Source organism: Telluria sp. PB2R4, assembly GCF_059685695.1.
Genome location: NZ_JCASIC010000001.1, coordinates 311,651 through 333,705 on the forward strand (window position 1 = coordinate 311,651; position 22,055 = coordinate 333,705).

16 protein-coding genes are annotated in these 22,055 nt (G+C 67.3%); 9 read left to right on the forward strand and 7 right to left on the reverse strand.

Going from position 1 to position 22,055, the window contains the following annotated elements; genetic code table 11:
* Positions 1-19: 19 nt before the first annotated feature.
* From AC56LU_RS01350 to AC56LU_RS01360, 3 genes are all read right to left on the reverse strand, one after another.
* A complete protein-coding gene (locus AC56LU_RS01350) occupies positions 20-778 on the reverse strand; it encodes a 3-keto-disaccharide hydrolase (protein WP_497173790.1) in 759 nt (252 codons plus the stop codon).
* Between the two features lie 74 nt (positions 779-852).
* Positions 853-1,569: an EAL domain-containing protein gene (locus tag AC56LU_RS01355; RefSeq protein WP_497174202.1), complete on the reverse strand. Its 717-nt coding sequence runs from the start codon at positions 1,567-1,569 to the stop codon at positions 853-855.
* A complete protein-coding gene (locus AC56LU_RS01360; protein WP_497173791.1) occupies positions 1,466-2,650 on the reverse strand; it encodes a diguanylate cyclase domain-containing protein in 1,185 nt (394 codons plus the stop codon). The genes AC56LU_RS01355 and AC56LU_RS01360 overlap by 104 nt, the downstream gene beginning before the upstream one ends.
* A 209-nt stretch (positions 2,651-2,859) precedes the next feature.
* On the opposite strand from AC56LU_RS01360, the gene AC56LU_RS01365 reads away from it, so the two are divergent.
* Genes AC56LU_RS01365 through AC56LU_RS01375 form a run of 3 tightly spaced genes read left to right on the forward strand, consistent with a single transcriptional unit; the run spans position 2,860 to position 8,718 of the window.
* A complete protein-coding gene (locus tag AC56LU_RS01365) occupies positions 2,860-4,452 on the forward strand; it encodes a glycoside hydrolase family 43 protein (protein ID WP_497173792.1) in 1,593 nt (530 codons plus the stop codon).
* 40 nt (positions 4,453-4,492) lie between these two features.
* Positions 4,493-6,772, forward strand: a complete 2,280-nt coding sequence (locus tag AC56LU_RS01370) for a glycoside hydrolase family 3 C-terminal domain-containing protein (protein ID WP_497173793.1) — start codon at positions 4,493-4,495, stop codon at positions 6,770-6,772.
* A gap of 11 nt (positions 6,773-6,783) precedes the next feature.
* Positions 6,784-8,718, forward strand: a complete 1,935-nt coding sequence (locus AC56LU_RS01375; protein ID WP_497173794.1) for a hypothetical protein — start codon at positions 6,784-6,786, stop codon at positions 8,716-8,718.
* Positions 8,719-8,962: 244 nt separating this feature from the next.
* Here the strand turns inward: AC56LU_RS01375 and AC56LU_RS01380 are convergent, their stop codons facing one another.
* Genes AC56LU_RS01380 through AC56LU_RS01390 form a run of 3 tightly spaced genes read right to left on the reverse strand, consistent with a single transcriptional unit; the run spans position 8,963 to position 12,719 of the window.
* Complete coding sequence (locus AC56LU_RS01380) at positions 8,963-10,321, reverse strand: MFS transporter (RefSeq protein WP_497173795.1); 1,359 nt, start codon at positions 10,319-10,321, stop codon at positions 8,963-8,965.
* Positions 10,308-11,348, reverse strand: a complete 1,041-nt coding sequence (locus AC56LU_RS01385) for a glucokinase (RefSeq protein WP_497173796.1) — start codon at positions 11,346-11,348, stop codon at positions 10,308-10,310. Before AC56LU_RS01385 ends, AC56LU_RS01380 begins: the two co-directional genes overlap by 14 nt.
* Before the next feature lie 36 nt (positions 11,349-11,384).
* Positions 11,385-12,719, reverse strand: coding sequence for a GH1 family beta-glucosidase (locus tag AC56LU_RS01390; RefSeq protein WP_497173797.1), 1,335 nt, complete (start codon positions 12,717-12,719; stop codon positions 11,385-11,387).
* A gap of 228 nt (positions 12,720-12,947) precedes the next feature.
* Here AC56LU_RS01390 and AC56LU_RS01395 point away from each other — a divergent pair, with 228 nt between their 5' ends.
* A complete protein-coding gene (locus AC56LU_RS01395) occupies positions 12,948-13,961 on the forward strand; it encodes a LacI family DNA-binding transcriptional regulator (RefSeq protein ID WP_497173798.1) in 1,014 nt (337 codons plus the stop codon).
* A gap of 1 nt (position 13,962) precedes the next feature.
* Here the strand turns inward: AC56LU_RS01395 and AC56LU_RS01400 are convergent, their stop codons facing one another.
* Positions 13,963-15,120, reverse strand: coding sequence for an endo-1,4-beta-xylanase (locus AC56LU_RS01400; protein ID WP_497173799.1), 1,158 nt, complete (start codon positions 15,118-15,120; stop codon positions 13,963-13,965).
* A gap of 211 nt (positions 15,121-15,331) precedes the next feature.
* On the opposite strand from AC56LU_RS01400, the gene AC56LU_RS01405 reads away from it, so the two are divergent.
* From AC56LU_RS01405 to AC56LU_RS01425, 5 genes are all read left to right on the forward strand, one after another.
* Positions 15,332-16,465, forward strand: a complete 1,134-nt coding sequence (locus AC56LU_RS01405) for a LacI family DNA-binding transcriptional regulator (protein ID WP_497173800.1) — start codon at positions 15,332-15,334, stop codon at positions 16,463-16,465.
* A 272-nt stretch (positions 16,466-16,737) separates the two neighbouring features.
* Positions 16,738-19,158 carry a glycoside hydrolase family 3 N-terminal domain-containing protein gene (locus AC56LU_RS01410; RefSeq protein WP_497173801.1) on the forward strand — a complete coding sequence of 807 codons (2,421 nt, stop codon included), beginning with the start codon at positions 16,738-16,740 and terminating at the stop codon, positions 19,156-19,158.
* A 14-nt stretch (positions 19,159-19,172) separates the two neighbouring features.
* Positions 19,173-20,357 (forward strand): fumarylacetoacetate hydrolase family protein, encoded by a 1,185-nt coding sequence (locus AC56LU_RS01415; protein ID WP_497173802.1) that lies wholly within the window; start codon positions 19,173-19,175, stop codon positions 20,355-20,357.
* Between the two features lie 25 nt (positions 20,358-20,382).
* A complete protein-coding gene (xylB, locus tag AC56LU_RS01420) occupies positions 20,383-21,174 on the forward strand; it encodes a D-xylose 1-dehydrogenase (protein WP_497173803.1) in 792 nt (263 codons plus the stop codon).
* A 5-nt stretch (positions 21,175-21,179) separates the two neighbouring features.
* On the forward strand, positions 21,180-22,055 hold the full coding sequence (locus tag AC56LU_RS01425) for an SMP-30/gluconolactonase/LRE family protein (RefSeq protein ID WP_497174203.1): 876 nt from the start codon (positions 21,180-21,182) through the stop codon (positions 22,053-22,055).

Here is a 22,055-nt window from a genome sequence, read left to right on the forward strand (position 1 = left end):
CAGCTGAAACTCAGCTAACTCAGAGCGGCCGCACCCAGATATTCCGGAAGCTGACCGGATCGCCGTGATCCTGCAGCTTGATCGGTGCGGCGCCGTGCTTGCGGTATGCGGGTTTGCCCGCATACACCGTCTCGCCCTGCATTGCGACATGGTGCTGCACCAGCACGCCGTTGTGCAGCGCGGTCACATACGCCGGCGAGAGCAGCGCGCCATCGGCGGCAAAACGCGGCGCGGTCCAGATAACGTCATAGGTCTGCCACTGGCCGGCCGCGGCGCAGGCGTTCACCAGGGGGATGTTCTGCTTGTAGATGCTCGCCGCCTGGCCGTTGGCATAGGTCTTGTTGGCGGCGCAGTCGAGGATCTGAATCTCGTAGCCGCTGCCGCTGCCGGTCGACGCGAGGAACAGGCCGCTGTTACCCCGGGCCTGGCCGCTGCCGGTCAGCGTTGCCGGCACCCGCCATTCGAGGTGAATCTGGTAGTCGGTGAACAGGCGCCTGGTCTGGATATCGCCACTGCCGCCACGCACGGTGAACACGCCGTCCGCCACGGTCCATCCGGCCGGCTGGTCGGGAGAGGCTGCCGACACCCACTCGCGCAGATCCTGTCCCGCGAACAGCACGATCGCGTCCGAGGGCGCGCCCGCTGGGGAGCCGGGCATCACGCGCCTGGGCTCCGGCGCCCATATTTCCGTGTCTTTGGGTTCCGCCTTGGGCGCGTCCTGGGCGGCCGCGGGCAGCAGCATCGACAATCCGACCATCATCACACTTGCTCTTGCCATCATCGCCGGTTCCATTGGAGAAGGGGCAATGAGCATACCATGCTGGACGCGTAGCCTGATCGACCCGCACCTCGTCAATGAACCAGGTCGGTCGACGGCGCCTCCGCGCGCGCGCGGCCCTGCCAGCAACGCAGCAATCGCTCGGCATCCTCGGCCGGTTGTGCACTACCGAAGTACCATCCCTGGACGCAAAACGCTCCATGGCGGCGCAACCACTCCAGATCTCTTTCTCTCTCGAGTCCCTCGCACAAGAGTTCTGCACCGGATACCCGTGCCACGCCCTGGATCAGGAGGAAGAGACTCGCCGTCGTTTCGCTATCCGCAACGCCGTGCACGAAGCGCCTGTCCACCTTCAACCGGTCGAAGTGCAAGCTGGCGATCGCATCCAGGTTCGAATAGCCGATATCGAAATCGTCTATCGCAATACGGAGGCCCAGGGCGCGCAAGGCATCGATGGATTTGTGCAGCGCACGCGGGGCTTCCAGCAGATGCCCCTCCGTAATCTCGACTTCAAGCATGTCGCCCGGGACAAGATGCTCGGAAAGAAGTCTCGCAATCTCTCCCGGCAAGCGCGGATTGACCAGCGACGCACGGGACAGGTTGAGCGAAATCGGGACCTCCAGCAAACCCGCATCCTTCCAGCTGCGCATCCGCTTGCACACCAGGCCTGCAATGCGCATGTCGAGATCATAGGAGTGACCACTGCTCTCGGCCAGGGCGACAACGGTTTGCGTCGGGACCTGGCCGAGCTCCGGATGCGTCCAGCGCGCCAGTGACTCGAAGCCGATCAGGCGGTCCTCGGCAAAGTTCACCTGGGGGCTGGTAATACACGCGCAGTTCCCCGCCCCCAGGACAGCCGTCGAGTAGTTGTATCAGCGCCTGCAGCATGCGCGAACGATCGCGCAGGGCGTCGGTGTATTCGCGCATTGCCGAGGTCCCGTGCAATGCGCCGATCATGCCGCTGGCCGTCTCGGCCATATCGAACAAGGCGCCTGCGTTCTGCTGGGTAGGCAGGAGCTCGCGGACCATCCCGATACGGGCGGCGAGCGTATGTGAACGGCCCTCGGGTAGAACGACAGGCGCGTCGATCGTTTGTTGGAGGGCCGACAAACGCTCGCCCGATATCGGCCCCGGCACCGTAAAACCGAAGCGGTCGGCGCCGAAGTGGCCAACCAGTTCGCTCTCCTTGGCCCAGCCCTGCAATCGCTGCGCAATCATCGACAGGAAGCGGTCTCCGGTATCGCGCCCGAAGATTTCATTAATTTGGTGGAAGCATGCCAGGTTGATATACCCAACCAGGATTTCGGAACCCATGGGCGAGGCCACGATTTCCTGTGTCTGTTGAACCAGGGCCGCGCGATTGTGCATCCCGGTCGCCGGATCACAGTAGTGCAGTTCGAGGGTGTCGACGACCAGCTTGGCGAGTCCCTGCAGCAGGAGACGCTGCGATTCGTCCAGGCCGCCCGGGACGCCGGCCATGATCCACAGCGTGCCGAGCACATAGCCGCGCCTGCTGAAAAGCGTCGCGGCGGCGTAGTGCCGCATTTCGGGAAACTGTTTGGAAGGGAACTGTGGCGCAGCCGATAGATCGGGAATTTCGAAGAACGCTTCCTGCGCGTCGACCGCGTGGGCGCAGATCGAGGCATCGCGATCGAAGCGTTGCGGCGGCACGCCGGCGCCGGTGACCACCGCGACGTAGCTGCGGTAGACCAGGGAAACCCCGCCGATGTCGGACCCTGCAGCCTTGACCGCCAGCTGCGCTAAAAAGCGCAGCTTGGGATCGGCATCGTCGTGTGCAATGCGGTAACACGACATCTCCTGCGCACGCAGCTCGGCCGTGTCCTGGCTGCCGGAAGGCGGTTTCGGATCCATTTCAGGCTCCCATGTTGTCTCCAAAGGCTACGCCGAATTATCGGCAAGCGCAACGAGAATGCCTCGCCAGAAATGTGGCTGAAGCATGATGGCTGCAGCGTTGCGCCGCTGCGTGCCCGGAGGAACACGCCGGCTACGCCTTTTTGTTGATCAATAACATTGAGTAACCTATACTGATTGCGCTAACATTCTAAAACCAAGGGGCTTTGATGTCGCGTCGATCTGTATTGATGGTGGGTGTGCTCGGTATTCTGTTGTCGTATGGCGCCGCGGCCGGCGAGTACCGCAACCCGGTCGTTCCGGGCTTCAACCCCGACCCGAGCATCTGCCGCGACGGCGGCGATTACTACCTGGCGACCAGTACGTTCGAGTACTTCCCCGGGGTGCCGATCTACCACAGCAAGGACCTGGTCAACTGGCGCCTGTTGGGCCATGCGCTCGACCGGCCCAGCCAGCTGCCGCTCGCGGGCCAGAAAAGCTCGCAAGGGATCTTCGCGCCGACCCTGCGCTGCGGGAACGGCCGCTTCTACATGATCACCACCAACGTCACGGGCGGGGGCAACTTCATCGTCCATGCCACCAACCCGGCGGGACCGTGGTCGGAGCCGGTCTGGATCAAGGACGTGCAGGGCATCGACCCTTCGCTGTTCTTCGACGACGACGGCAAGGTCTATCTCACCTACCAGGACGGCGGCGAGCGCGGCGGCATCGGCCAGGTCGAGATCGACGTCGCCACCGGCCAGCTCAAGGGCAAGCCGCGCCGCATCTGGAACGGCACCGGGGGCGTCTGGCCCGAGGGGCCGCACCTGTACAAGGTCAACGGCTGGTACTACCTGCTGCACGCGGAAGGCGGCACCTCCTACGGCCATGTGGTCATCCTGGCGCGCTCGCGCTCCCCATGGGGACCGTTCGAGGGCGCGCCCGGCAACCCGATCCTGACGCACCGCGACCGCCCGGACCTGCTGCTGCAGGCGCTCGGCCACGCCGACCTGGTGCAAACGCCCGCCGGCGACTGGTTCATGGTGCTGCTGGGCGTGCGCCACCTGAACAACAAGCACCACCTGGGCCGCGAAACCCTGCTGGCGCCGGTCGAATGGACGAAGGATGGCTGGCTCCGGATCAATGGCGGCGCGCCGCTGACGGAAAAGATGGCGGCGGCCGGTCTGCCGGCGCCGCACCCGTGGCCGGCGCTGCCAGCGCGCGACGATTTTTCGGCGCCCAAGCTGGGCGGCGAATGGATCTTCCTGCGCGGGCCGGCCCGCGAGCTGTGGTCGCTGTCCGAACGCGCGGGGCACCTGCGCCTGAAAGGCAGCAAATTGTCGCTGGCCGACATCGGCACCCCAAGCTTCGTGGGCAAGCGCCAGGCGCACCTCGACATGCGCGCGTCCACGCTGCTCGACTTCACGCCGCGTGCAGCCGGCCAGCAGGCCGGGCTCGCGCTGCGCATGAACGAGGACAACCATTACCAGCTGCTCATTGTCGGCACCGGTAAGGGCCGCGCGATCCGGCTCGTCACGCGCGTCAAAGGCGTGAACACGGTGCTGCGCGAAGCCCCCCTGGGCGCGGGCAAGGTGGAGCTCATCGTGCGCGGCGCGCCCGATCGCTATGTATTCGGCTACAGCATCGGCGGGCGCGAGGTCGCGGACTTCGGCAGCGCGCCGACCGGCCCGCTCAGTTCCGAGGACGCCGGCGGCTTCACCGGCGTGGTACTGGGCATGGTGGCGCACGGGGCCGGCAGTGCCCCCATGCCGCCCGCGGATTTCGACTGGTTCGACTATCGGCCTGTCGAGAACAGCAAATAAGCAGCACGCAGCACACAACAAAAATCAATCTGGAGACAATATGCATCGCAAGAACCCCGCCGTCGCCGCTGCGCGTACGGCCCTCGTCGTGGCGCTCGCCGCCGCGCTTGTTACCGCTTTCCCGCTGTTCACGCCCGCTGCCTTCGCCGCCGCCGAACCGGCCGAACCGGCGCAGAAACCCTGGCTGGACCGTTCGCTGGACGCCGACCAACGCGCCCGTCTGGCGGTGCAGGCCATGACACAGCAGGAGAAGCTGCGCTGGGTCATGGGCTATTTCGGCCACGACTTCGGCAAGAGCAAGAAGCATCCCGACGCGCTGCCGCAGTCGGCCGGTTATATCCCCGGCACCCCGCGCCTGGGCTTGCCGGCACTGTTCGAGACCGATGCCGGCCAGGGCGTGGCCTCGCAATCCGGCCCGAACATGCGCGAGCGTACCGCCTTGCCCTCGGGCCTGGCCACGGCCTCGACCTGGGATCCGAAGGTGGCTTACGCGGGCGGCGCCATGATCGGCTCGGAGGCGCGCGCTTCCGGCTTCAACGTCATGCTGGCCGGCGGCGTGAACCTGCAGCGCGAGCCGCGCAACGGCCGCAACTTCGAATACGCCGGCGAAGACCCGCTGCTGGCCGGCAGCATGATCGGCCAGGCGATCAAGGGCGTGGAGTCGAACAGGATCATCTCGACGCTCAAGCATTTCGTGCTGAACGACCAGGAAACCGGCCGCAACGAGCTCGATGCACGCATCGACAAGGCGGCGCTGCGCATGTCCGACCTGCTGGCGATGGAGCTGGCGCTCGAGCAGTCCGACGCCGGCTCGGTGATGTGCGCCTACAACCGCCTGAACGGACCGTACACCTGCGAACATCCCTGGCTGCTGAACGAGGTGCTCAAGCGCGACTGGGGCTTCCGCGGCTTCGTGATGTCCGACTGGGGCGCGACCCACAGCACCGTGGCCGCCGCCAACGGTGGTCTCGACCAGCAGTCCGGCAATGAATTCGACAAGTCGCAGTACTTCGGCGGTGCGCTGGAAGAAGCCATCGAGGCTGGCGCCGTGCCGCAGGCGCGCCTGGACGACATGGTCACCCGCATCCTGCGTACCATGTTCGCCAAGGGCGTGGTCGACAATCCGGTCAAGCCCGACGGCGCCATCGACTACGCCGCCAACGGCGCGGTCAGCCGCCAGACGGCGGAAGAGGGCATGGTCCTGCTGAAAAACGCGGGCCGCGTCCTGCCGCTCGCCAGGACCGTGCGCAGCATCGCCGTGATCGGCGGGCATGCGGACGTCGGCGTGCTGTCGGGCGGCGGCTCGTCGCAGGTTTACCCACGCGGCGGGATCGCGGTCAAGGGCCTGCTGCCGGCCACCTGGCCGGGCCCGGTGGTGTATTACCCGTCCTCGCCGCTGCGCGCGATCCAGGCCGGGGCGCCGAACGCGAAAGTCGTGTTCGACGACGGCCGTGACCCGGCCCGCGCCGCGCGCGTGGCAGCGGGGGCCGACGTCGCCCTGGTGTTTGCCAACCAGTGGATCGGCGAAGCCAACGATGCCCCGACCCTTGCCCTGCCGGATGGCCAGGACGCGCTGATCGAGCAGGTAGCCGGCGCCAACCCGCGCACGGTGGTCGTGCTGCAGAACGGCGGGCCGGTCGCGATGCCGTGGCTGGCGCGCGTTCCGGCGGTGCTGGAAGCCTGGTATCCGGGCACCAGCGGCGGCGAGGCGATCGCCAATGTGCTGTTCGGCGTGGTCAACCCGTCCGGCCACCTGCCGGCCACCTTCCCGGCGTCGGAGCAGCAGCTGCCGCGACCGCAACTGGACGGCGACCCGAAGAACCCCGAGCTGCGCTTCACCGTCGACTACCACGAGGGCGCGGCGGTCGGCTACAAATGGTTCGACCTGAAGGGCCACACGCCGCTGTTCCCGTTCGGGCACGGCCTGTCCTACACCACGTTTGCGTATTCCGGCCTGTCCGGGCAGGTCAAGGATGGCCGCCTGCACGTGCGCTTCAAGGTCACCAACACCGGCAACCTGGCCGGCAAGGACGTGCCGCAGGTGTACGCTTCCCCGCTGTCCGGCAAGTGGGAGGCGCCGAAGCGCCTGGCCGCCTGGAGCAAGGTCGCGCTGCAGCCGGGCGAGAGCAGGGAGGTCGAGGTCGCGGTGGAGCCGCGCGTGCTGGCCATGTTCGACGAAAAGTCGCGCACCTGGCGCCGGCCAAAAGGCAAGGTCAAGCTGATGCTGGCCGAAGACGCTTCCGGCCTGAACGCCACCAGCGTGACCGTCGATCTGCCGGCCAGTACCTTGGACGCCCGCGGCCGCCCGCGCGCACGCTGAGCGGGGGAGCCATGCGACAACTCATCATCCCGGCCGCCTTGCTGGCGCTGGCGGCGCCAGGCCTGGCTGCGCAGACACCGGCTCTGCAACTGGACAGCCTGTTCCAGGACCACATGGTCTTGCCGCGCGACGGCGCGGTCGTGTCGGGCAGTGCGCGCCCGCGCGAGGCGGTCACGGTGACCGGCTTCGGCGGCGCCTGGAACACCACCGCCGATGCGGCCGGCCGCTTCAGCGTCACCCTGCCGAAGCTGCCCGCGGGACGCACCGGTACGCTTGCCGTGTCGAGCGCCGGCGGCGGGGGCGTCACGCTGGGCGACGTCGTCACGGGCGACGTCTTCCTGTGCTCCGGCCAGTCGAACATGCAGCTGACGGTCAACCGCGCCCTGAACGCCGACACGGTCATCGCTGCCTCGGCCAACCCGTCGGCCAACCCGGACCTGCGCATGGCGACGGTTGCCGTCGACCCCCAGCCGGCGCCGCGCGAACGCCTGGGCCAGCCGGTCGCCTGGCAGGCCGCTTCGCCCCAGACCCTGGGAAACTGGTCGGCGACCTGCTATTTCTTCGGCAAGGAGCTGCAGCGCAGCCTCAAGCTGCCGATCGGCCTGGTGCATGCCTCGCTGGGCGGCTCGAACCTGACGGCCTGGCTCTCGCCCGCAGCCTCGCTGCCGGACTACGCAAGGCAGCAGGAACTGCTCAAACTCTACGCCAGCGATCCGGCCAGGGCCAGCATCGCGTTCGGCAAGGAGGTCGAGCACTGGTGGCAGGCCTCCGGCGGTCCGGGGCAGCCCTGGACAGCGACGCCGGCGGAGCTGGCATCGTGGAAGCCGGGTGCGGATGTGGCGAAGAATTGGGAAAACTGGGGCGTGCCGGAGCTCTCTACCTATGACGGCAGCATCTGGTACGCTGCCACCGCCAGCCTCAGCGCAGCGCAGGCCGCGCAGTCCGCGACCCTCGAGCTCGGGCTGGTTGACGAAGTCGATACCACCTGGGTGAACGGCAAGCCGGTGGGCTTCACGGCGGGCGCGGGCACGGCGCGCGCCTATCCGCTGGCGGCCGGCACGCTCAAGCCGGGTCCCAATACGGTCGTGCTCAATGTCCTGGACTTGTGGAGCTACGGCGGCATGTATGGCGACGCGCCGCGCCGCTTGCGCCTCGCCGACGGCAGCCTGGTCCCCTTGACTGGCTGGCGCTGGCAGATGCCCCCGAGCGCGAACCGGTATCCGCCGCGTGCCCCCTGGGATGCGATGGCCGGGGTCAGCGTGCTGTACAACGGCATGATCGCGCCGCTGGGGCGTTTCCCCTTCAAGGGCGCGCTCTGGTACCAGGGCGAGAGCAATGTCGGTTCGCCTTACCAGGCTTTGCTGGCGCGCCTGTTCAAGGACTGGCGCGGCCAGTTCGGCAGCAACATGGCCTTCGGCGTGGTGCAGCTGGCGAACTTCGGCACGCGCCCGACGCAGCCGGTCGAATCAAGCTGGGCACGCCTGCGGGAGGACCAGCGCCGTGCCGTGCTGGCGGATGCGAACGCCGTGCTGGCGACCGCCATCGACCTGGGCGACCCGAGCGATATCCACCCCGCCAACAAGCAGGGCGTCGGCGAACGCCTCGCGCGCGGCTTCGCGGTCCGCCTGTACGGCCAGCCGGGCAGCGCGTCGGGCCCGATGGTGAAGTCGGCTACGATGAAGGGAGATGCCGTGGTGCTGGATTTCGACGGCGTTGAAGGCCCGATCGTGGCCTACGGCGCCGCGGGGCCGATCGGCTTCGAGGTCTGCACCGATGGCGGCTGCCGCTGGACCGAAGCCCGTATCTCCGGCGTGCAGGTCGTGCTGCCGGCGGCGAATGATGCGAAGAAGATCCGCTACTGCTGGGGTGACGCGCCGACCTGCACGCTGTACGACGCCAAGTCAAGCTTGCCCGCCGTACCCTTCGAGATGGATGTAAGGCGCTGATACCAAAAAAGGCGGGCCCGCAAGCTAATGCCAGTCATTAAAGCCACCGCTCATCCGTAGGGTGGGCGGGTCCCCCGCCCACGCGGTCAAATCACAGTACTGCAGCCTGTGTAGCTGTTCATATCGCAACTATCGCCGCGTGGGCGTTTGTAGTTCGGCCACTGGCCGAAACAACCCCGCCCACCCTGCAATTCTGGCTAACCAGTGACTGGCATTCGGCCCGCAGGCCCGGCTGTCGCGCCGTTCAGGCGGCGGGGTGGGGCGAGGCGGGGGCATTAGCGCCATCTCCCGCCTTGACGCTCGGCTTGCTGCCGTCGTCATGGTGGAAAGGCGCGAACCACGTGGCCAGGAAGGACGGGATGGTGGCGATCATCACGAACACGAAATAGCTGACATAGCCCAGCATCTCCTGCAGGTGGCCGCTGATCACCCCCGTCACCATGCCGCACAGGCCCATCAGGCCGGTGCCGAAGGCGTAGTGGGTGGTGGTGTACTTGCCCGGTGCGAGCTGCTGCATCAGGTAGATCATGAAGCCGACGGCGCCGAAGCCGAAGAAGAACTTTTCGACGACCACTCCCAAGGTAATGGCCAGCAGGCTCGTGGGCAGGTAAATGCTCATCAGGAGGAAGGTCGCGTTCGGGATGTTCACCGCGCAGCACAGCACGAACAGCGTCGCCTTCAGGCCGCGCCGCGCCACATACCAGCCGCCCAGCAGGGAGCCGAGCAGCACGGCGGCCAGGCCGTAGGTGCCGTAGATCAGTCCCAGCATCTCGTTCGACAGTCCCAGCCCGCCCTTCGAGGCCGGATCGACCATGAAGAAGGGCCCGATCTTCTCGAGGAAGCCGATGCTGAGCCGGAACAGGAAGGCGAACGCGATCATCTTCCACACGTCGCGCTTCTGGAACAGGGTGACGAAGGCATCGAGCAGGATGCGGCCGGCGTCGCGCACGCTGGACGGCGTGTCGGCCGCGCGTGCGCCTTCGGGCATGACCCGGGTGTGCCACAGCGCCATCAGGAGCGTGAGGCCGGCCACCAGGAAGAAGATGATGCGCCAGGACTCGACCCATTCGGGGCCGAACACCTTCGGGTCATGGCCGAATACATGGGTGTGCAGGTAGCCGCTGAGGTAGACCATGCCGCCCGCGGCGACGATCGGGCCGATGTTCCACGACAGGCTCTGGATGCCGCAATACAGGGATTGCGCACGCGAGTCGAGCGAGGTGACGTAGACCCCGTCGCTGGCGATGTCCTGGGTGGCGCCGATGAAGGAAAGTGCAAAGAACATCGCCATCAGGATGCCCATGTAGCCGGGCAGTCCCAGCGCCAGGCCGACACCGGCGAAGCCGAGGCCGATCGCCACCTGGGCGCACAGCACGAAGAACTTCTTGGTGCGGTACATCTCGACGAAGGGCGCGAACAGCGGCTTGACGGTATAGGCCAGGATCAGCAGGCTCGAATACTGCGCCGCCCGGCCATTGTCCATGCCGAGGTTCTTGAACATGATGGCGGTGACGCTGGTGAGCATCACATAGCCGAGCGCCATCGTGAAGTAGCCGGTCGGCACCCACAGCAGCGGGTGGCGGCTGCGTTCAAGCGTGGCCATGGCGCACCTCCAATGCCGCTTGTGGCGTGCCGGTGGCAACGTGCTGCGTCTCCAGGTGCTCGGCCAGCATGGCGGCGGCGCCGCCCAGGGCCGGGTAGGGCGCGTGGATCACGAAGCAGGGAATGCGCGCCGCGAAGTTCGAGAAGCGTCCCTTGTTCTCGAAGCGGGCGCGGAACGACGAGCGGGCGAACCATTCGCCCAGGCGCGGCACCACGCCGCCGCCGATATAGATGCCGCCGCGCGCGCACAGCGTCACCGCCAGGTTGGCCGCCACGGTGCCGAGCATGGCGCAGAAGGTGTCGAGGGTGTCGACGCACAGCGGGTCGCTGCCCGCCAGGGCGCGCTCGACGATGACGGCCGGCTCGAGTGTCGCGGCCTGGATGCCGGCGCGCGCCCCCAGGGCTTCGTGGATCAGCGCCAGGCCGGGGCCCGACACCAGGCGCTCGGCCGAGACGTGCTCCCAGCGCTGCCAGCAATACGCCAGGATATCCTGCTCGCAGCGGTCGCCCGGCGAAAAGGCCACGTGGCCGCCTTCGCTTTGCAGGACGGTCCAGCGTCCGTGCGTGGGCAGCAGCGCCGCCACACCGAGGCCGGTGCCGGCGCCGACCAGGCCGATCACGCCGTCGAGCGCCGGCGCGCCGCCGCCCACCTGCACCAGCTCGGAGGCGGCCAGCTGCGGCAGCGCCATCGCCAGCGCGGCGAAATCGTTCACCGCCAGCAGGGTGTCCAGTCCCAGTTCGGCGCGCGCCGCCTGCAGCGAGAATTCCCAGCAATGGTTGGTCATCTTGACATGGTCGCCCTCGACCGGATTGGCGATGGCGATGACGGCGTGGCGTACGCGGTGGGCGCTCCCCGCGTGGCGCGCCAGGTAGGCGCGCGCAGCGTCCTGGAAACGCGGATAATCGGCGCAGGCCAGGGTGTCGGCCGCGTCGATCCATCCCGGACCGCGCTCCAGGGCGAAGCGCGCATTGGTGCCGCCGATGTCGGCAAGCAGGCGCGGGCCGTCCCGGTACTGTTCTTCACTCATGTGTCTCCTCCGTCTATTTTTGTGTGCCCGCCTGCTTCAGGCCGCCCGGCGCTGCCCGTGCTGGACCGCGACGAAGTCGCGGTACCAATGCGCGCTGGCCTTCGGCGTGCGCTGCTGCGTCGCATAGTCGACGTAGAAGATGCCGAAGCGTTTCGCATAGCCCGAGTTCCACTCGAAGTTGTCCATCAGGCTCCACATGAAATAGCCGCGTACGTCGACGCCGCCGTCCATGGCGTCCTTCAGGGCCTGCAGATGCTGCTCGACGAAGCGGATGCGCAGCGCATCGTTCACTTGCCCGCCATCGAGGCGGTCCGGCGAGGCCATGCCGTTCTCGGTAATGTAAATCGGCGGCAGAGTATATTCGCCCTTGAGCTTGAGCAGCAACTCGGTCAAGCCCTGCGGGTAGATCTCCCAGCCCATGTCGGTGGTGCCCAGCAGCGCCGGTGCGGTGCGCGGCGGCGTCTCGGCGCTGGCGTAGTGGCGGAAGTAGTAGTTCACGCCCAGGAAGTCGAGCGGCCCCTGGATGATCGCGAGGTCGCCGTCCGCAAGCTGCGGGGCGTCGGCGCCGTACGCCCGCAGCGCCAGCTCAGGGTAGCTGCCCTTGAAGATCGGGTCCATGAACCACTGCACCGAACGCGCCCATTCCAGTTCGGCCAGTGCGCGGTCCGCGTCGCTGCCGGTGGCCGGGTCCGAGGTCCACTGGTTCAGCACGATGCCGAGCCTGGCGCGCGGATTCAGCGCGCGCATGGCGCGCATTGCCAGGCCGTGCGACAGCAGCAAGTGGTGCGATACCTGGACCGCCTGCTTCGCATCGGTCACGCCGGGCGCGAACTGGGAGTTCCCGTAGCCGAGGTTGGCGGTGCACCACGGTTCGTTATGGGTGGCGATGCTGGCCAGCCGGTTGCCGAAGCGGCGCGTGACTTCCGCGGCATAGTCGGCGAAGCGATAGGCGGTCTCGCGCGCCAGCCAGCCGCCCTTGTCCTGCAGGCCCTGCGGCAGGTCCCAATGGTAGAGGGTCAGGTGGGCGGCGATGCCTTTTTCTTCCAGGGCGTCCAGCAGGCGCGCGTAGAAATCGAAGCCTTGCTCGTTCCAGGCGCCCTGGCCGTCGGGCTGCACCCGCGCCCAGGCCATCGAGAAGCGGTAGGCATCCACGCCCAGGCCGGCCATGAGGGCGACGTCCTCGCGGTAGCGGTGATAGTGGTCGCAGGCGACGTCGCCGTTGCTGCCATCCTTGATGTTGGCGGGGTTGTGCGAGAAGGTGTCCCAGATCGAGGGACCCTTGCCGTCGGCGTCGGCGGCGCCCTCGATCTGGAAGGCGCTGGTGGCGACACCCCAGGTAAAGTCACGGGGGAAGTGCGTGGAATCGGTCATGGCGGATGGGTGTGGACTTGGCGGCGGAGGCCCGCCGGCGCCTGTGCAGCCGGCTGGAACCAGTGTATGAAATCGATTTCATAATATGCGTGCACCAAGCCGGGTGTCAACGACATTTTGGCGGCGGGCCGCGCCGCCGGGCCCACCCCGAGGCCCTTGCTGCTGCTATACTGGCAACTTTCCTTCCCCGGCCGCGCTTCCGAACCGCCGTTCAAGCCCTTTCCACGCATGAGAAAAGCATCCGACAGGCCGACGGCCACCGTCCATGAAGTCGCCCGCGTCGCGGGGGTGTCGGCGGCCACCGTTTCGCGCCTGTTGAACGGCACCGCCAAGGTGTCCGACGACAAGCGCCAGGCGATCGAAGAGGCGATCGAAAGGCTGAACTACAAGCCGAACGTGCTGGCCCAGAACCTGAAGACCGGCAGTTCGCGCACCATCGGCATCCTGACCCAGTCGCTGGTGTCGGGCTATTTTGCCGACGCGATGGCCGGGGTCGACGATGCCCTGCAGGGCACCGGTTATGCGCCGCTGATCGTGTCGGGGCACTGGCATGCCGACGAGGAAGCGGAGCGGATCGAGCTCCTGATCGCGCGCCGCGTGGACGGTCTGGTGATCTTGAGCGGCAAACTGCAGGACGCCCAGATCCTGGCGCTGTCGGAGCAGGTGCCGATCGTCGCCTTCGGGCGCGACCTGCAGGGGCCGCGCACCTACGCCTTTTGCCTGGATAACTACCGCGGGGCCTGCGACGCGGTCGAACACCTCGTCGCCCATGGCCACCGCGACATCGCCTTCATTGCCGGGCCTTCCGACCACCGGGATGCCGAGTCGCGTCTGGCCGGTTACCGCGACACCCTCGCGAAACACGGCATCAAGCCGCAGCGCAAGCTGGTGCTGCCCGGCGATTTTTCGGAGGCCGGCGGCCTGCGCGCGGTGGAACGCCTGCTCGCCTCGGGCCAGCACTTCACGGCCATCTTCGCGGCTAACGACTTGACCGCGTACGGCGCCCGGCTGGCCTTGTTCCGGCGCGGGATCGCGGTGCCGGACCAGGTGTCCGTGGTCGGCTTCGACGACCTGCACAGCTCGGCGTACACGACGCCGCCGCTCACCACCGTGCGCCAGCCGTTGTTCGACGTCGGGCAGCGCCTGGGCCGGGCGATCCTGCGCATGATCCGCCAGCAGCCGCTGGAGCTGGAAGTGCCGGAGCCGAGCCTGGTGGTGCGGGAGTCGGTGCGCGCGGTCTAGGTCAGCCCTGGCGCGCCGGCATCGTCCGCATGGCGTCCGCGATCGCCTGGCGCAGCGGCTTGGCGCGCAGCTGGGCGTCATAGGGCAGTGGACGCTGCGCCAGCTTATCCTTGCGCGGCGCCTCGTCCCAGGTCTGCAGCCAGCTGATATGGTCGGCCATTCCCCACAGCAGGAAGTCGCGCAGGCGCGGATAGGACAGGGTCACGTCGAGGAACTCACGCGCCGCGGCCGCCACGCCGGCGTCGCGCCTGGCGATGTCGGCAGGCATGCTGCGGTCATTGACATCGAATTCGGTGATCAACAGGTCGTAGCCCATGCCGGTCGCTTCGTCCAGGAAGCGGCGCCACTCCTGCATGTCTTCGCGGCCGCGCTTCTTGCTCTCGTCCCAGGAGCCGATATGGGCCTGCAGGCCGAGCGCGTGGACCGGGGTGCCGCGGCGCTTGAGCTCGGCCAGCAAGGCCAGCACGCCGGCGCGATGCCTGGCGCTGCCGCTGTCTTCGCGCATGTAGTCGTTGTAGACCAGCTGGGCGTGCGGCGCGTATTCATGGGCGAGGCGGAAGGCCAGGTCGATCTGGTCGATCGCCCCCGTCGACCCGCCGTTGACGCCCGAGCCGGAGAATGCGCGCGTCAGCACGTTCTGGCGCAGCTTGCCGTCCGTATGGTCGACCGCTTCGTTGACCACGTCCCAGCTGTCGATCCGCTTGCCATAGTGCTCGCACACTTCCTTGACGTGCTTGCGCATCACGCGTTCGGCGCGCGCCTTGTCGCCGCCGAAATCCTCCTTGGCCAGCCAGGCCGGCAGCCATCTCTCGGTCTGCCAGAACAGGTTGTGGCCGCGCATCGCCATGCCCGACTTCTCGGCCCAGGCCAGCATCGCGTCGGCCGGCCCGAAACGCAACGCGCCGCGCGCCGGTTCGAGAGCCTGCCACTTCATCTCGTTCTCGGCGACGATGATGTTGCACTCGCGTTCGACCAGGGCGCGGTAGGCCGGGTTGCCGAACTGCTTGCTGCCGCTGCCGACCGCGGTGCCGAAGCGCAGGCCCTTGCGCTTGGCGATGTCTTTCAGGGCTTCTTCGCCGCCGGCGGCAAAGGCCGGCAGTCCGGATGGGAGGAGGGCGGCGCCCGCGAGGGCGTGCAGCAGGGTGCGGCGTGTCGTCATGGTGTTGTTTGTCTCCGGGTTGGGTTGTTGTTTGATCTTTGTTCGAATGTTAGCGCAATCTTCCCGGATTTGAAATCGATTTCGCGAGATTCGGAAAGCTCTTCCTCGGCGGAGGGGCGGCGCTCTCCACCTCGTGCAGATATGCTAAGATAGCGCAAACAACAGGGTTCAACGTCCAATCAGGGGTTCGCCAGACATGAGTAAAGCCAACATGAAAGCCATCCAGGAGGACGTGGAACGCCGCGGGCAGCCGACCATGGCCGATGTCGCGAAGCTGGCCGGCGTCTCGCCGATGACGGTATCGCGCGTCATGAACAGCAAGGGGCTGGTGCGCGAGAGCACCCGTCGCAAGGTCGCCGAGGCGGTGGCGGCCCTCAACTACACCCCCAACCAGGAGGCGCGCAACCTGGCCGGCTCGAAGCCGATCCGGGTCGGTTTCTTGTACAGCAACCCCAGTGCCGCCTACCTCAGCGAATTCCTGGTCGGTCTGCTCAGCCAGTCCGGCCTGAACAACGTCCAGCTGTTCGTCGAGAAATGCGAAGCCGGCCTGCACGAAGAAGAGCAGGTCAGGCGCCTGATAGAGAACGGCCTGGACGGCATCATCCTGCCGCCGCCGCTGTGCGACAGCGAGGCGGTGATCGCCAGCGTGGCCGAGGCCGCGATCCCGGCCGTGGTGGTGGCCTGCGGTGCGCCGGACGAGCGCGTTGGCGCGGTCAGCATCGACGATTTCGATGCCGCCTACCAGATGACGCGCCACCTGATCGCCCTCGGCCACCAGCGCATCGGCTTCGTGGTCGGCCATCCGAACCAGACCGCAAGCGCGCGCCGCCTGGCCGGCTACCGCGCGGCGGTGGAAGAAAAGAGCGCCGACAGGTCCGAAGAACTGGTGGCGCCGGGCATGTTCACCTACCGTTCCGGGCTGGACGCGGCCGAGCACCTGCTCGCCCTCGAACTGCGCCCGACCGCTATCTTCGCCAGCAACGACGACATGGCAGCCGCCGCCGTCGCCGTCGCCCACCGCCTCGGGCTCGACGTGCCGGGCGACCTCACCGTCACCGGCTTCGACGATTCCGCACTGGCCACGACCATCTGGCCCGAGCTCACCACCGTGCGCCAGCCGATCGCCGAGATGGCGCGCGAAGCCGTGCAGTCGCTGGTGCGCCGCGTGCGTGCGCTGCGCGAAGGCGAGGAGGCGGCGCCGGAGCGTGTGCCGATGCGATTCGAACTGGTGCGCCGGCAGTCCGATGCCGCTCCCCGCACCCGCCCGCCGGCACGCCTGCCGGCGCCCAAGTCGGGTGCGAAATCCGCGCCGGCCGGCGCCAGGCGCGGCCACGCCGCGCGCTGAGCCCGGCCACACCGTCCACCCGGGTTGTCCCGCTCGTCCACCCGGCGGGCCCAGTTTCGCCGTTTCATGGCACGCGCGGGACATTCGTCCACTATTTGATTGACAGCCAATAATTCCGCCGTTTAGACTGCAATGGTTGCGGTAACATTTTTGTTATGCGAATGTTCGATCGAGCATCGCAACGCCGCGCGACGCGCGGGTACCCGTAGACCACGGGCGGGGATAAGAACAGGCTATTACAAGCTAATAACAAGCAGCGGGAGACGGATTCGATGGGTATCAAACGCAGGGAATTTCTGGCGTCGGTCGGCAGTGTGGCCGGTATCGCCGGGTTGGGCAGCATGCCTGCGATCGCCACGGCGGCGCAGGGCGCCGGCGGTCGGGTGCCGCTCTACAAGCAGGCCGGCCCACCGGTCGACGCGCGTGTCGAGGACCTGCTCGGGCGCATGACGCTCGACGAGAAGATCGCCCAGATGCAGTGCCTGTGGCAGAAGAAGCCGGGCGTGCAGAACCCTGACACCAGTTTTTCGATCGAGAAGGCGGTGGCGGCGTATCCGCACGGGATGGGCATGTTAGCGCGCCCGTCCGACCGCCTGCGAGGCAAGGTCGCCAACGTGGCCGGCAACGCCGGCGACACCGCCAACCGCGGCCCGCGCGAGACCGCCGAGTATGTCAACGCGGTGCAGAAATGGGCCATGGAGCGCACCCGCCTGGGCATTCCGGTGCTGATGCACGAGGAAGCGCTGCATGGCTACACCGCGCGCGAAGCCACCAGCTTCCCACAGGCGATCGGCCTGGCGTCGAGTTTCGATCCGGCCTTGGTGACCCAGGTATTCTCGGTGGCGGCGCGCGAGATGCAGGCACGCGGCGCCAACCTGGCGCTGGCGCCGGTGGTGGACATCGCACGCGATCCGCGCTGGGGCCGTATCGAGGAAACCTACGGCGAAGACCCGCACCTGTGCGGCGTGATGGGCAAGGCCGCCGTGATCGGCTTTTCCGGAGAGACGCTGCCGCTGGCTCCCGGCAAGGTGCACGCGACACTCAAGCACATGACCGGCCACGGGCAGCCGGAGAGCGGCACCAATACCGCTCCCGCCAACGTCGGCGAGCGCGCCCTGCGCGAAGACTTCTTCCCGCCGTTCGAGAAAATCATCCGCGAAACCAGGATCGCGGCCGTGATGCCCTCGTATAACGAGATCGACGGCGTGCCTTCGCACGCTAACCGCTGGCTCCTGACCGACGTGCTGCGCAAGGAGTGGGGCTTCAAGGGCGTTATCGTGTCGGACTACATGGCCGTCAACGAACTGAGCACCCGCCACAGCCTGGTCGCCACGCCGAAGGAAGCGGCGCTGCGCGCCGTCAAGGCCGGGGTCGACGTCGAAACCCCGGATCCGCTGGGGTTCCTGACCCTGGCCGAACTGGTCCGCGAGAACAAGATCTCGGTGAAGGAGATCGATGCCGCCGTGCGACGCATCCTGAAGCTGAAATTCGACGCCGGGCTGTTCGAAAATCCGTATGCCGACGCCGCCCAGGCCGATGCCCGTACCGCCACGCCGGATGCGATCGCGCTGGCGCGCGAGGCGGCCCGCCGCAGCGCCGTGCTGCTCAAGAACAAGGTGGACGACAAAGGCGTGGGCATTCTACCGCTGCAGGCCAAGCGCGTCGGCAAGATGCTGCTGATCGGCGCCCACGCCAAGGACACGCCGATCGGCGGCTATTCGGACATCCCGCGCCACGTGGTATCGGTGTACGAGGGCTTGCAGAAGGAAGCACAGGCCCAGGGCTTCACGCTGGCCTATGCCGAGGGCGTGCGCCTGACCGAGGAGCGCATCTGGGGCAAGGACGAGATCGCGTTCACCAGGCCGGAAGTCAATGCGCGCCTGATTGCCGAGGCGGTGGAGGCGGCAAGAATGGCCGACACCATCGTCATGGTCCTGGGCGACAACGAGATGACCTCGCGCGAAGCCTGGGCCGACAACCACCTGGGCGACCGTACCACGCTCGACCTGCTGGGCCAGCAGAACGACCTGGCGCGCGCCATCTTCGCACTGAACAAGCCCACCGTGGTGCTGCTGTTGAATGGGCGCCCGTTGTCGACGACGCTGCTGGCCGAACGCGCCGACGCATTGCTCGAATGCTGGTACCTGGGCCAGGAAACCGGCCACGCGGTGGCCGACCTGCTGTTCGGCCGCGCCAACCCGGGCGGCAAGCTGCCGGTGTCGATCGCGCGCAACGTGGGGCAGCTGCCGATGCACTACAACCGCAAGCCGAGCAGCCGCCGCGGCTACATCGATGGCGTGACAACGCCACTGTACCCGTTTGGCTACGGCCTGTCGTACACCCGCTTCGAGATCTCGGCGCCCAAGCTGGCGCAGGCGCGCATCGGCGTCAACGGCAGCACCCGGGTGCAGGTCGATGTGCGCAACGTCGGCAGCCGGCGCGGCGACGAAGTGGTGCAGCTGTACATCCGCGACGACGTCAGTTCGGTCACCCGGCCGCTGCTGGAACTGAAGGGCTTCCAGCGCGTGACCCTGGAACCGGGCGAAAGCCGCAGCCTCGGCTTCGACATCAAGCCGAGCGACCTGTGGTTCTTTAACACCGACATGAAGCGCGTCGTCGAGCCGGGCACGTTCTCGGTCTTCGTCGGACCGAACAGTGTCGACCTCAAAAAGGCGACCCTGACGGTTGCATAACAAGGAGAGACACCATGACAACGCAAACCAATTTCCTGCCGGCCGACCTGGACGACGCCTTGCTGGTCGGCCGCGTGTGGCGCCCAGCCCCGGTCGACGGGCCTGCCGTGGTGGCGGTGCGCCGCGGCCGCGTGGTCGACATCACGCAGCACGCCGCGACGGTCTCGGAGCTGTTCGAGCGCGACGATCTGCTGGCGATCGTGCGCAAGGCCGAAGGCGAAGACCTGGGCAGCGCGCTCGAGCTGGTACAGGCCGCAGGGCATGACGACCGGGGTCGACCAAGCCTGCTTGCCCCCTGCGACCTGCAGGCGATCAAGGCCTGCGGCGTGACCTTCGCGGTCAGCCTGCTGGAGCGGGTGATCGAGGAGCAGGCCAAGGGCGACCCAATGCGCGCCGGCGCCCTGCGCGAGCAGCTGCAGGCCACGATCGGCAGCAACCTGTCGCAGCTCGAACCCGGGTCCGAGGCGGCGCTGCGCCTGAAGGAAGAATTGAGTGAACGCGGCCTGTGGTCGCAGTACATGGAAGTGGGCATCGGCCCTTACGCCGAAGTGTTCACCAAGTCGCAGCCGATGTCGGCGGTGGGACACGGGGCCGAAGTGGGCCTGCATCCGGCCTCGCACTGGAACAATCCCGAGCCGGAAATCGTGCTGGCGGTGAACAGCCGCGGCCTGGTCGTCGGCGGGGCGCTCGGCAACGACGTCAACCTGCGCGACATCGAAGGCCGCAGCGCCCTGTTGCTGGGCAAGGCCAAGGACAACAACGGCTCCTGCGCGATCGGTCCCTTCATCCGGCTGTTCGACGACGGTTTTTCGCTCGACACCCTGCGCCAGGCCGAAGTGCGGATGCTGATCGAAGGGCCGGACGACGGTTTCGAGCTGGAAGGCAGCAGCCGCATGCGCGAGATCAGCCGCGATCCGCTCGACCTGGTGGGCCAGACCTGCGGCGCCCACCACCAGTATCCGGACGGCTTCATGCTCTTCCTCGGCACGATGTTCTCGCCGATCAAGGACCGCGATGCCCCGGGCAAGGGATTCACCCACCACCTCGGGGACCGCGTCAGCATTTCGACGCCCTCGCTCGGCACCCTGGTCAACACGGTGCAGCGCAGCGATGGCATCGACCCCTGGACCTTTGGCGTGCGCGCCCTTTACAACAACCTGGCGCGGCGCGGCCTGCTGGCTGCGGCTGGCGGCCAATAGGACGCCCTTAGCTTACGAGATGCTCATGTCTGACAATAAGAAACAAGAATTCGCCTACGCCATCTACCCTGACCTGCAGGGCCAGCGCGTCGTCGTTACCGGCGGCGGCAGCGGCATCGGCGCCGAGCTCACGGTCGCCTTCGCCGGCCAGGGCGCGCGCGTGGTCTTCCTCGACATCGCCGATGAAGCCTCGCGCGAACTCGAGGAGCGCTTGGCCGATTCAATCCATCCGCCGAAATACGTCCACTGCGACCTGACCGACCTGGACGCGCTGAAGACCGTCTTCGCCGGCATCGAGGAAGAACTCGGCGGCGTCGACATCCTGCTCAACAACGCGGCCAATGACGACCGCCACGAGATCGAAGACGTCACCCCCGAATACTGGGACAGCCGCATGAACGTCAACCTGCGCCACAAGTTCTTCTGCACCCAGGCCGTGCTGCCGGGGATGAAGGAACGCGGCCATGGCGTGGTGCTGAACTTCGGCTCGATCTCCTGGCACCTGCCGCACACCCAGCTGCATCTGTACATGACGGCCAAGGCCGGCATCGAGGGCATGACCCGCGCGCTGGCGCGGGATGTCGGCAAATTCGGCATCCGCGCCAATACCGTGGTGCCGGGCGCGGTGCGCACGCCGCGCCAGCAGGCGCTGTGGCACAACCCGGACGAGGAAGCGCGCATCCTGGCCGGGCAGTGCCTGCCCGAGCGCGTGGAGATGCAGGACGTGGCTGCGCTGGCGCTGTTCCTGGCCTCGAACAACGCGCGCCACTGCAGCGGACGCGAATACTTCGTCGACGCCGGCTGGTACGGGGCATGAGCACGATGCAAGCCATGCAACCCATGTGCCTGTGGCCGGTCGAAGCCACGCTGGGCGAGGGCGTGCTGTGGGACGCCGCCGGTGGCCGGGTCTGGTTCGTCGACATCAAGGGCCGCCGCATCCATTGCTGCGCCCCTGACGGCAGCGCACGCCGCAGCTGGGACGCGCCGGGGCAGGTGAGCTTCATCGTGCGCGCCGAAGACGGTACGCTGGTCTGCTCGCTGGACGATGGGCTGTACCTGTTCGACGAGGAGACCGGCGCATTCTCGCCCCTGGCACGCGTGGAAGCCGAGCTGCCGGGCAACCGCTTCAACGACGGTCACGTCGACGCCCAGGGAACGCTGTGGTTTGGTTCGATGGACGACGCGGAAGAGCAGTCCAGCGGCGCCCTGTACCGCTTCGATGGCGGACTGGTCGACCGGATGGACGAGGGTTACATCATCACCAATGGCCCGGCCGTCAGCCCTGACGGGCGGACCCTGTACCACACCGACACGCTGGCGAAGCGCATCTACGCCTTCGACCTGCTGCCGTCCGGCGCCTTGTCGAACAAGCGACTCTTCGTGGAACTGAAGGACGGCGGTTATCCGGACGGGATGGCGGTGGACGCGGAAGGCCACCTGTGGGTGGCCACCTTCGGCGGCTGGCGCATCGACCGCTTCGATGCCGCCGGCATCAAGGTGGGCGAGGTGCGCTTTCCCTGTGCTAACGTCACCAAGCTGGCCTTCGGTGGAGATGACTTGCGCACGGTGTACGCCACCACGGCAAGAAAAGGATTGACCCCGGCCCAGCTGGCCGAGCAGCCGCTGGCCGGCGGCCTGTTCATCTTCCGCGTGGAGAAACCGGGAATGCCGCAGCGTGCGCTGCGACTGGAGGACTAA

Bases quoted from the DNA above. Each gene is read 5' to 3' on its own strand.
- AC56LU_RS01370 (WP_497173793.1), top strand. From the start codon at position 4,493: ATGCATCGCAAGAACCCCGCCGTCGCCGCTGCGCGTACGGCCCTCGTC.
- AC56LU_RS01350 (WP_497173790.1), bottom strand. From the start codon at position 778: ATGGCAAGAGCAAGTGTGATGATGGTCGGATTGTCGATGCTGCTGCCC.
- AC56LU_RS01410 (WP_497173801.1), top strand. From the start codon at position 16,738: ATGGGTATCAAACGCAGGGAATTTCTGGCGTCGGTCGGCAGTGTGGCC.
- AC56LU_RS01405 (WP_497173800.1), top strand. From the start codon at position 15,332: ATGAAAGCCATCCAGGAGGACGTGGAACGCCGCGGGCAGCCGACCATG.
- AC56LU_RS01400 (WP_497173799.1), bottom strand. From the start codon at position 15,120: ATGACGACACGCCGCACCCTGCTGCACGCCCTCGCGGGCGCCGCCCTC.
- AC56LU_RS01390 (WP_497173797.1), bottom strand. From the start codon at position 12,719: ATGACCGATTCCACGCACTTCCCCCGTGACTTTACCTGGGGTGTCGCC.
- xylB (WP_497173803.1), top strand. From the start codon at position 20,383: ATGTCTGACAATAAGAAACAAGAATTCGCCTACGCCATCTACCCTGAC.
- AC56LU_RS01380 (WP_497173795.1), bottom strand. From the start codon at position 10,321: ATGGCCACGCTTGAACGCAGCCGCCACCCGCTGCTGTGGGTGCCGACC.
- AC56LU_RS01365 (WP_497173792.1), top strand. From the start codon at position 2,860: ATGTCGCGTCGATCTGTATTGATGGTGGGTGTGCTCGGTATTCTGTTG.
- AC56LU_RS01375 (WP_497173794.1), top strand. From the start codon at position 6,784: ATGCGACAACTCATCATCCCGGCCGCCTTGCTGGCGCTGGCGGCGCCA.
- AC56LU_RS01385 (WP_497173796.1), bottom strand. From the start codon at position 11,348: ATGAGTGAAGAACAGTACCGGGACGGCCCGCGCCTGCTTGCCGACATC.
- AC56LU_RS01360 (WP_497173791.1), bottom strand. From the start codon at position 2,650: ATGGATCCGAAACCGCCTTCCGGCAGCCAGGACACGGCCGAGCTGCGT.
- AC56LU_RS01395 (WP_497173798.1), top strand. From the start codon at position 12,948: ATGAGAAAAGCATCCGACAGGCCGACGGCCACCGTCCATGAAGTCGCC.
- AC56LU_RS01425 (WP_497174203.1), top strand. From the start codon at position 21,180: ATGCAAGCCATGCAACCCATGTGCCTGTGGCCGGTCGAAGCCACGCTG.
- AC56LU_RS01415 (WP_497173802.1), top strand. From the start codon at position 19,173: ATGACAACGCAAACCAATTTCCTGCCGGCCGACCTGGACGACGCCTTG.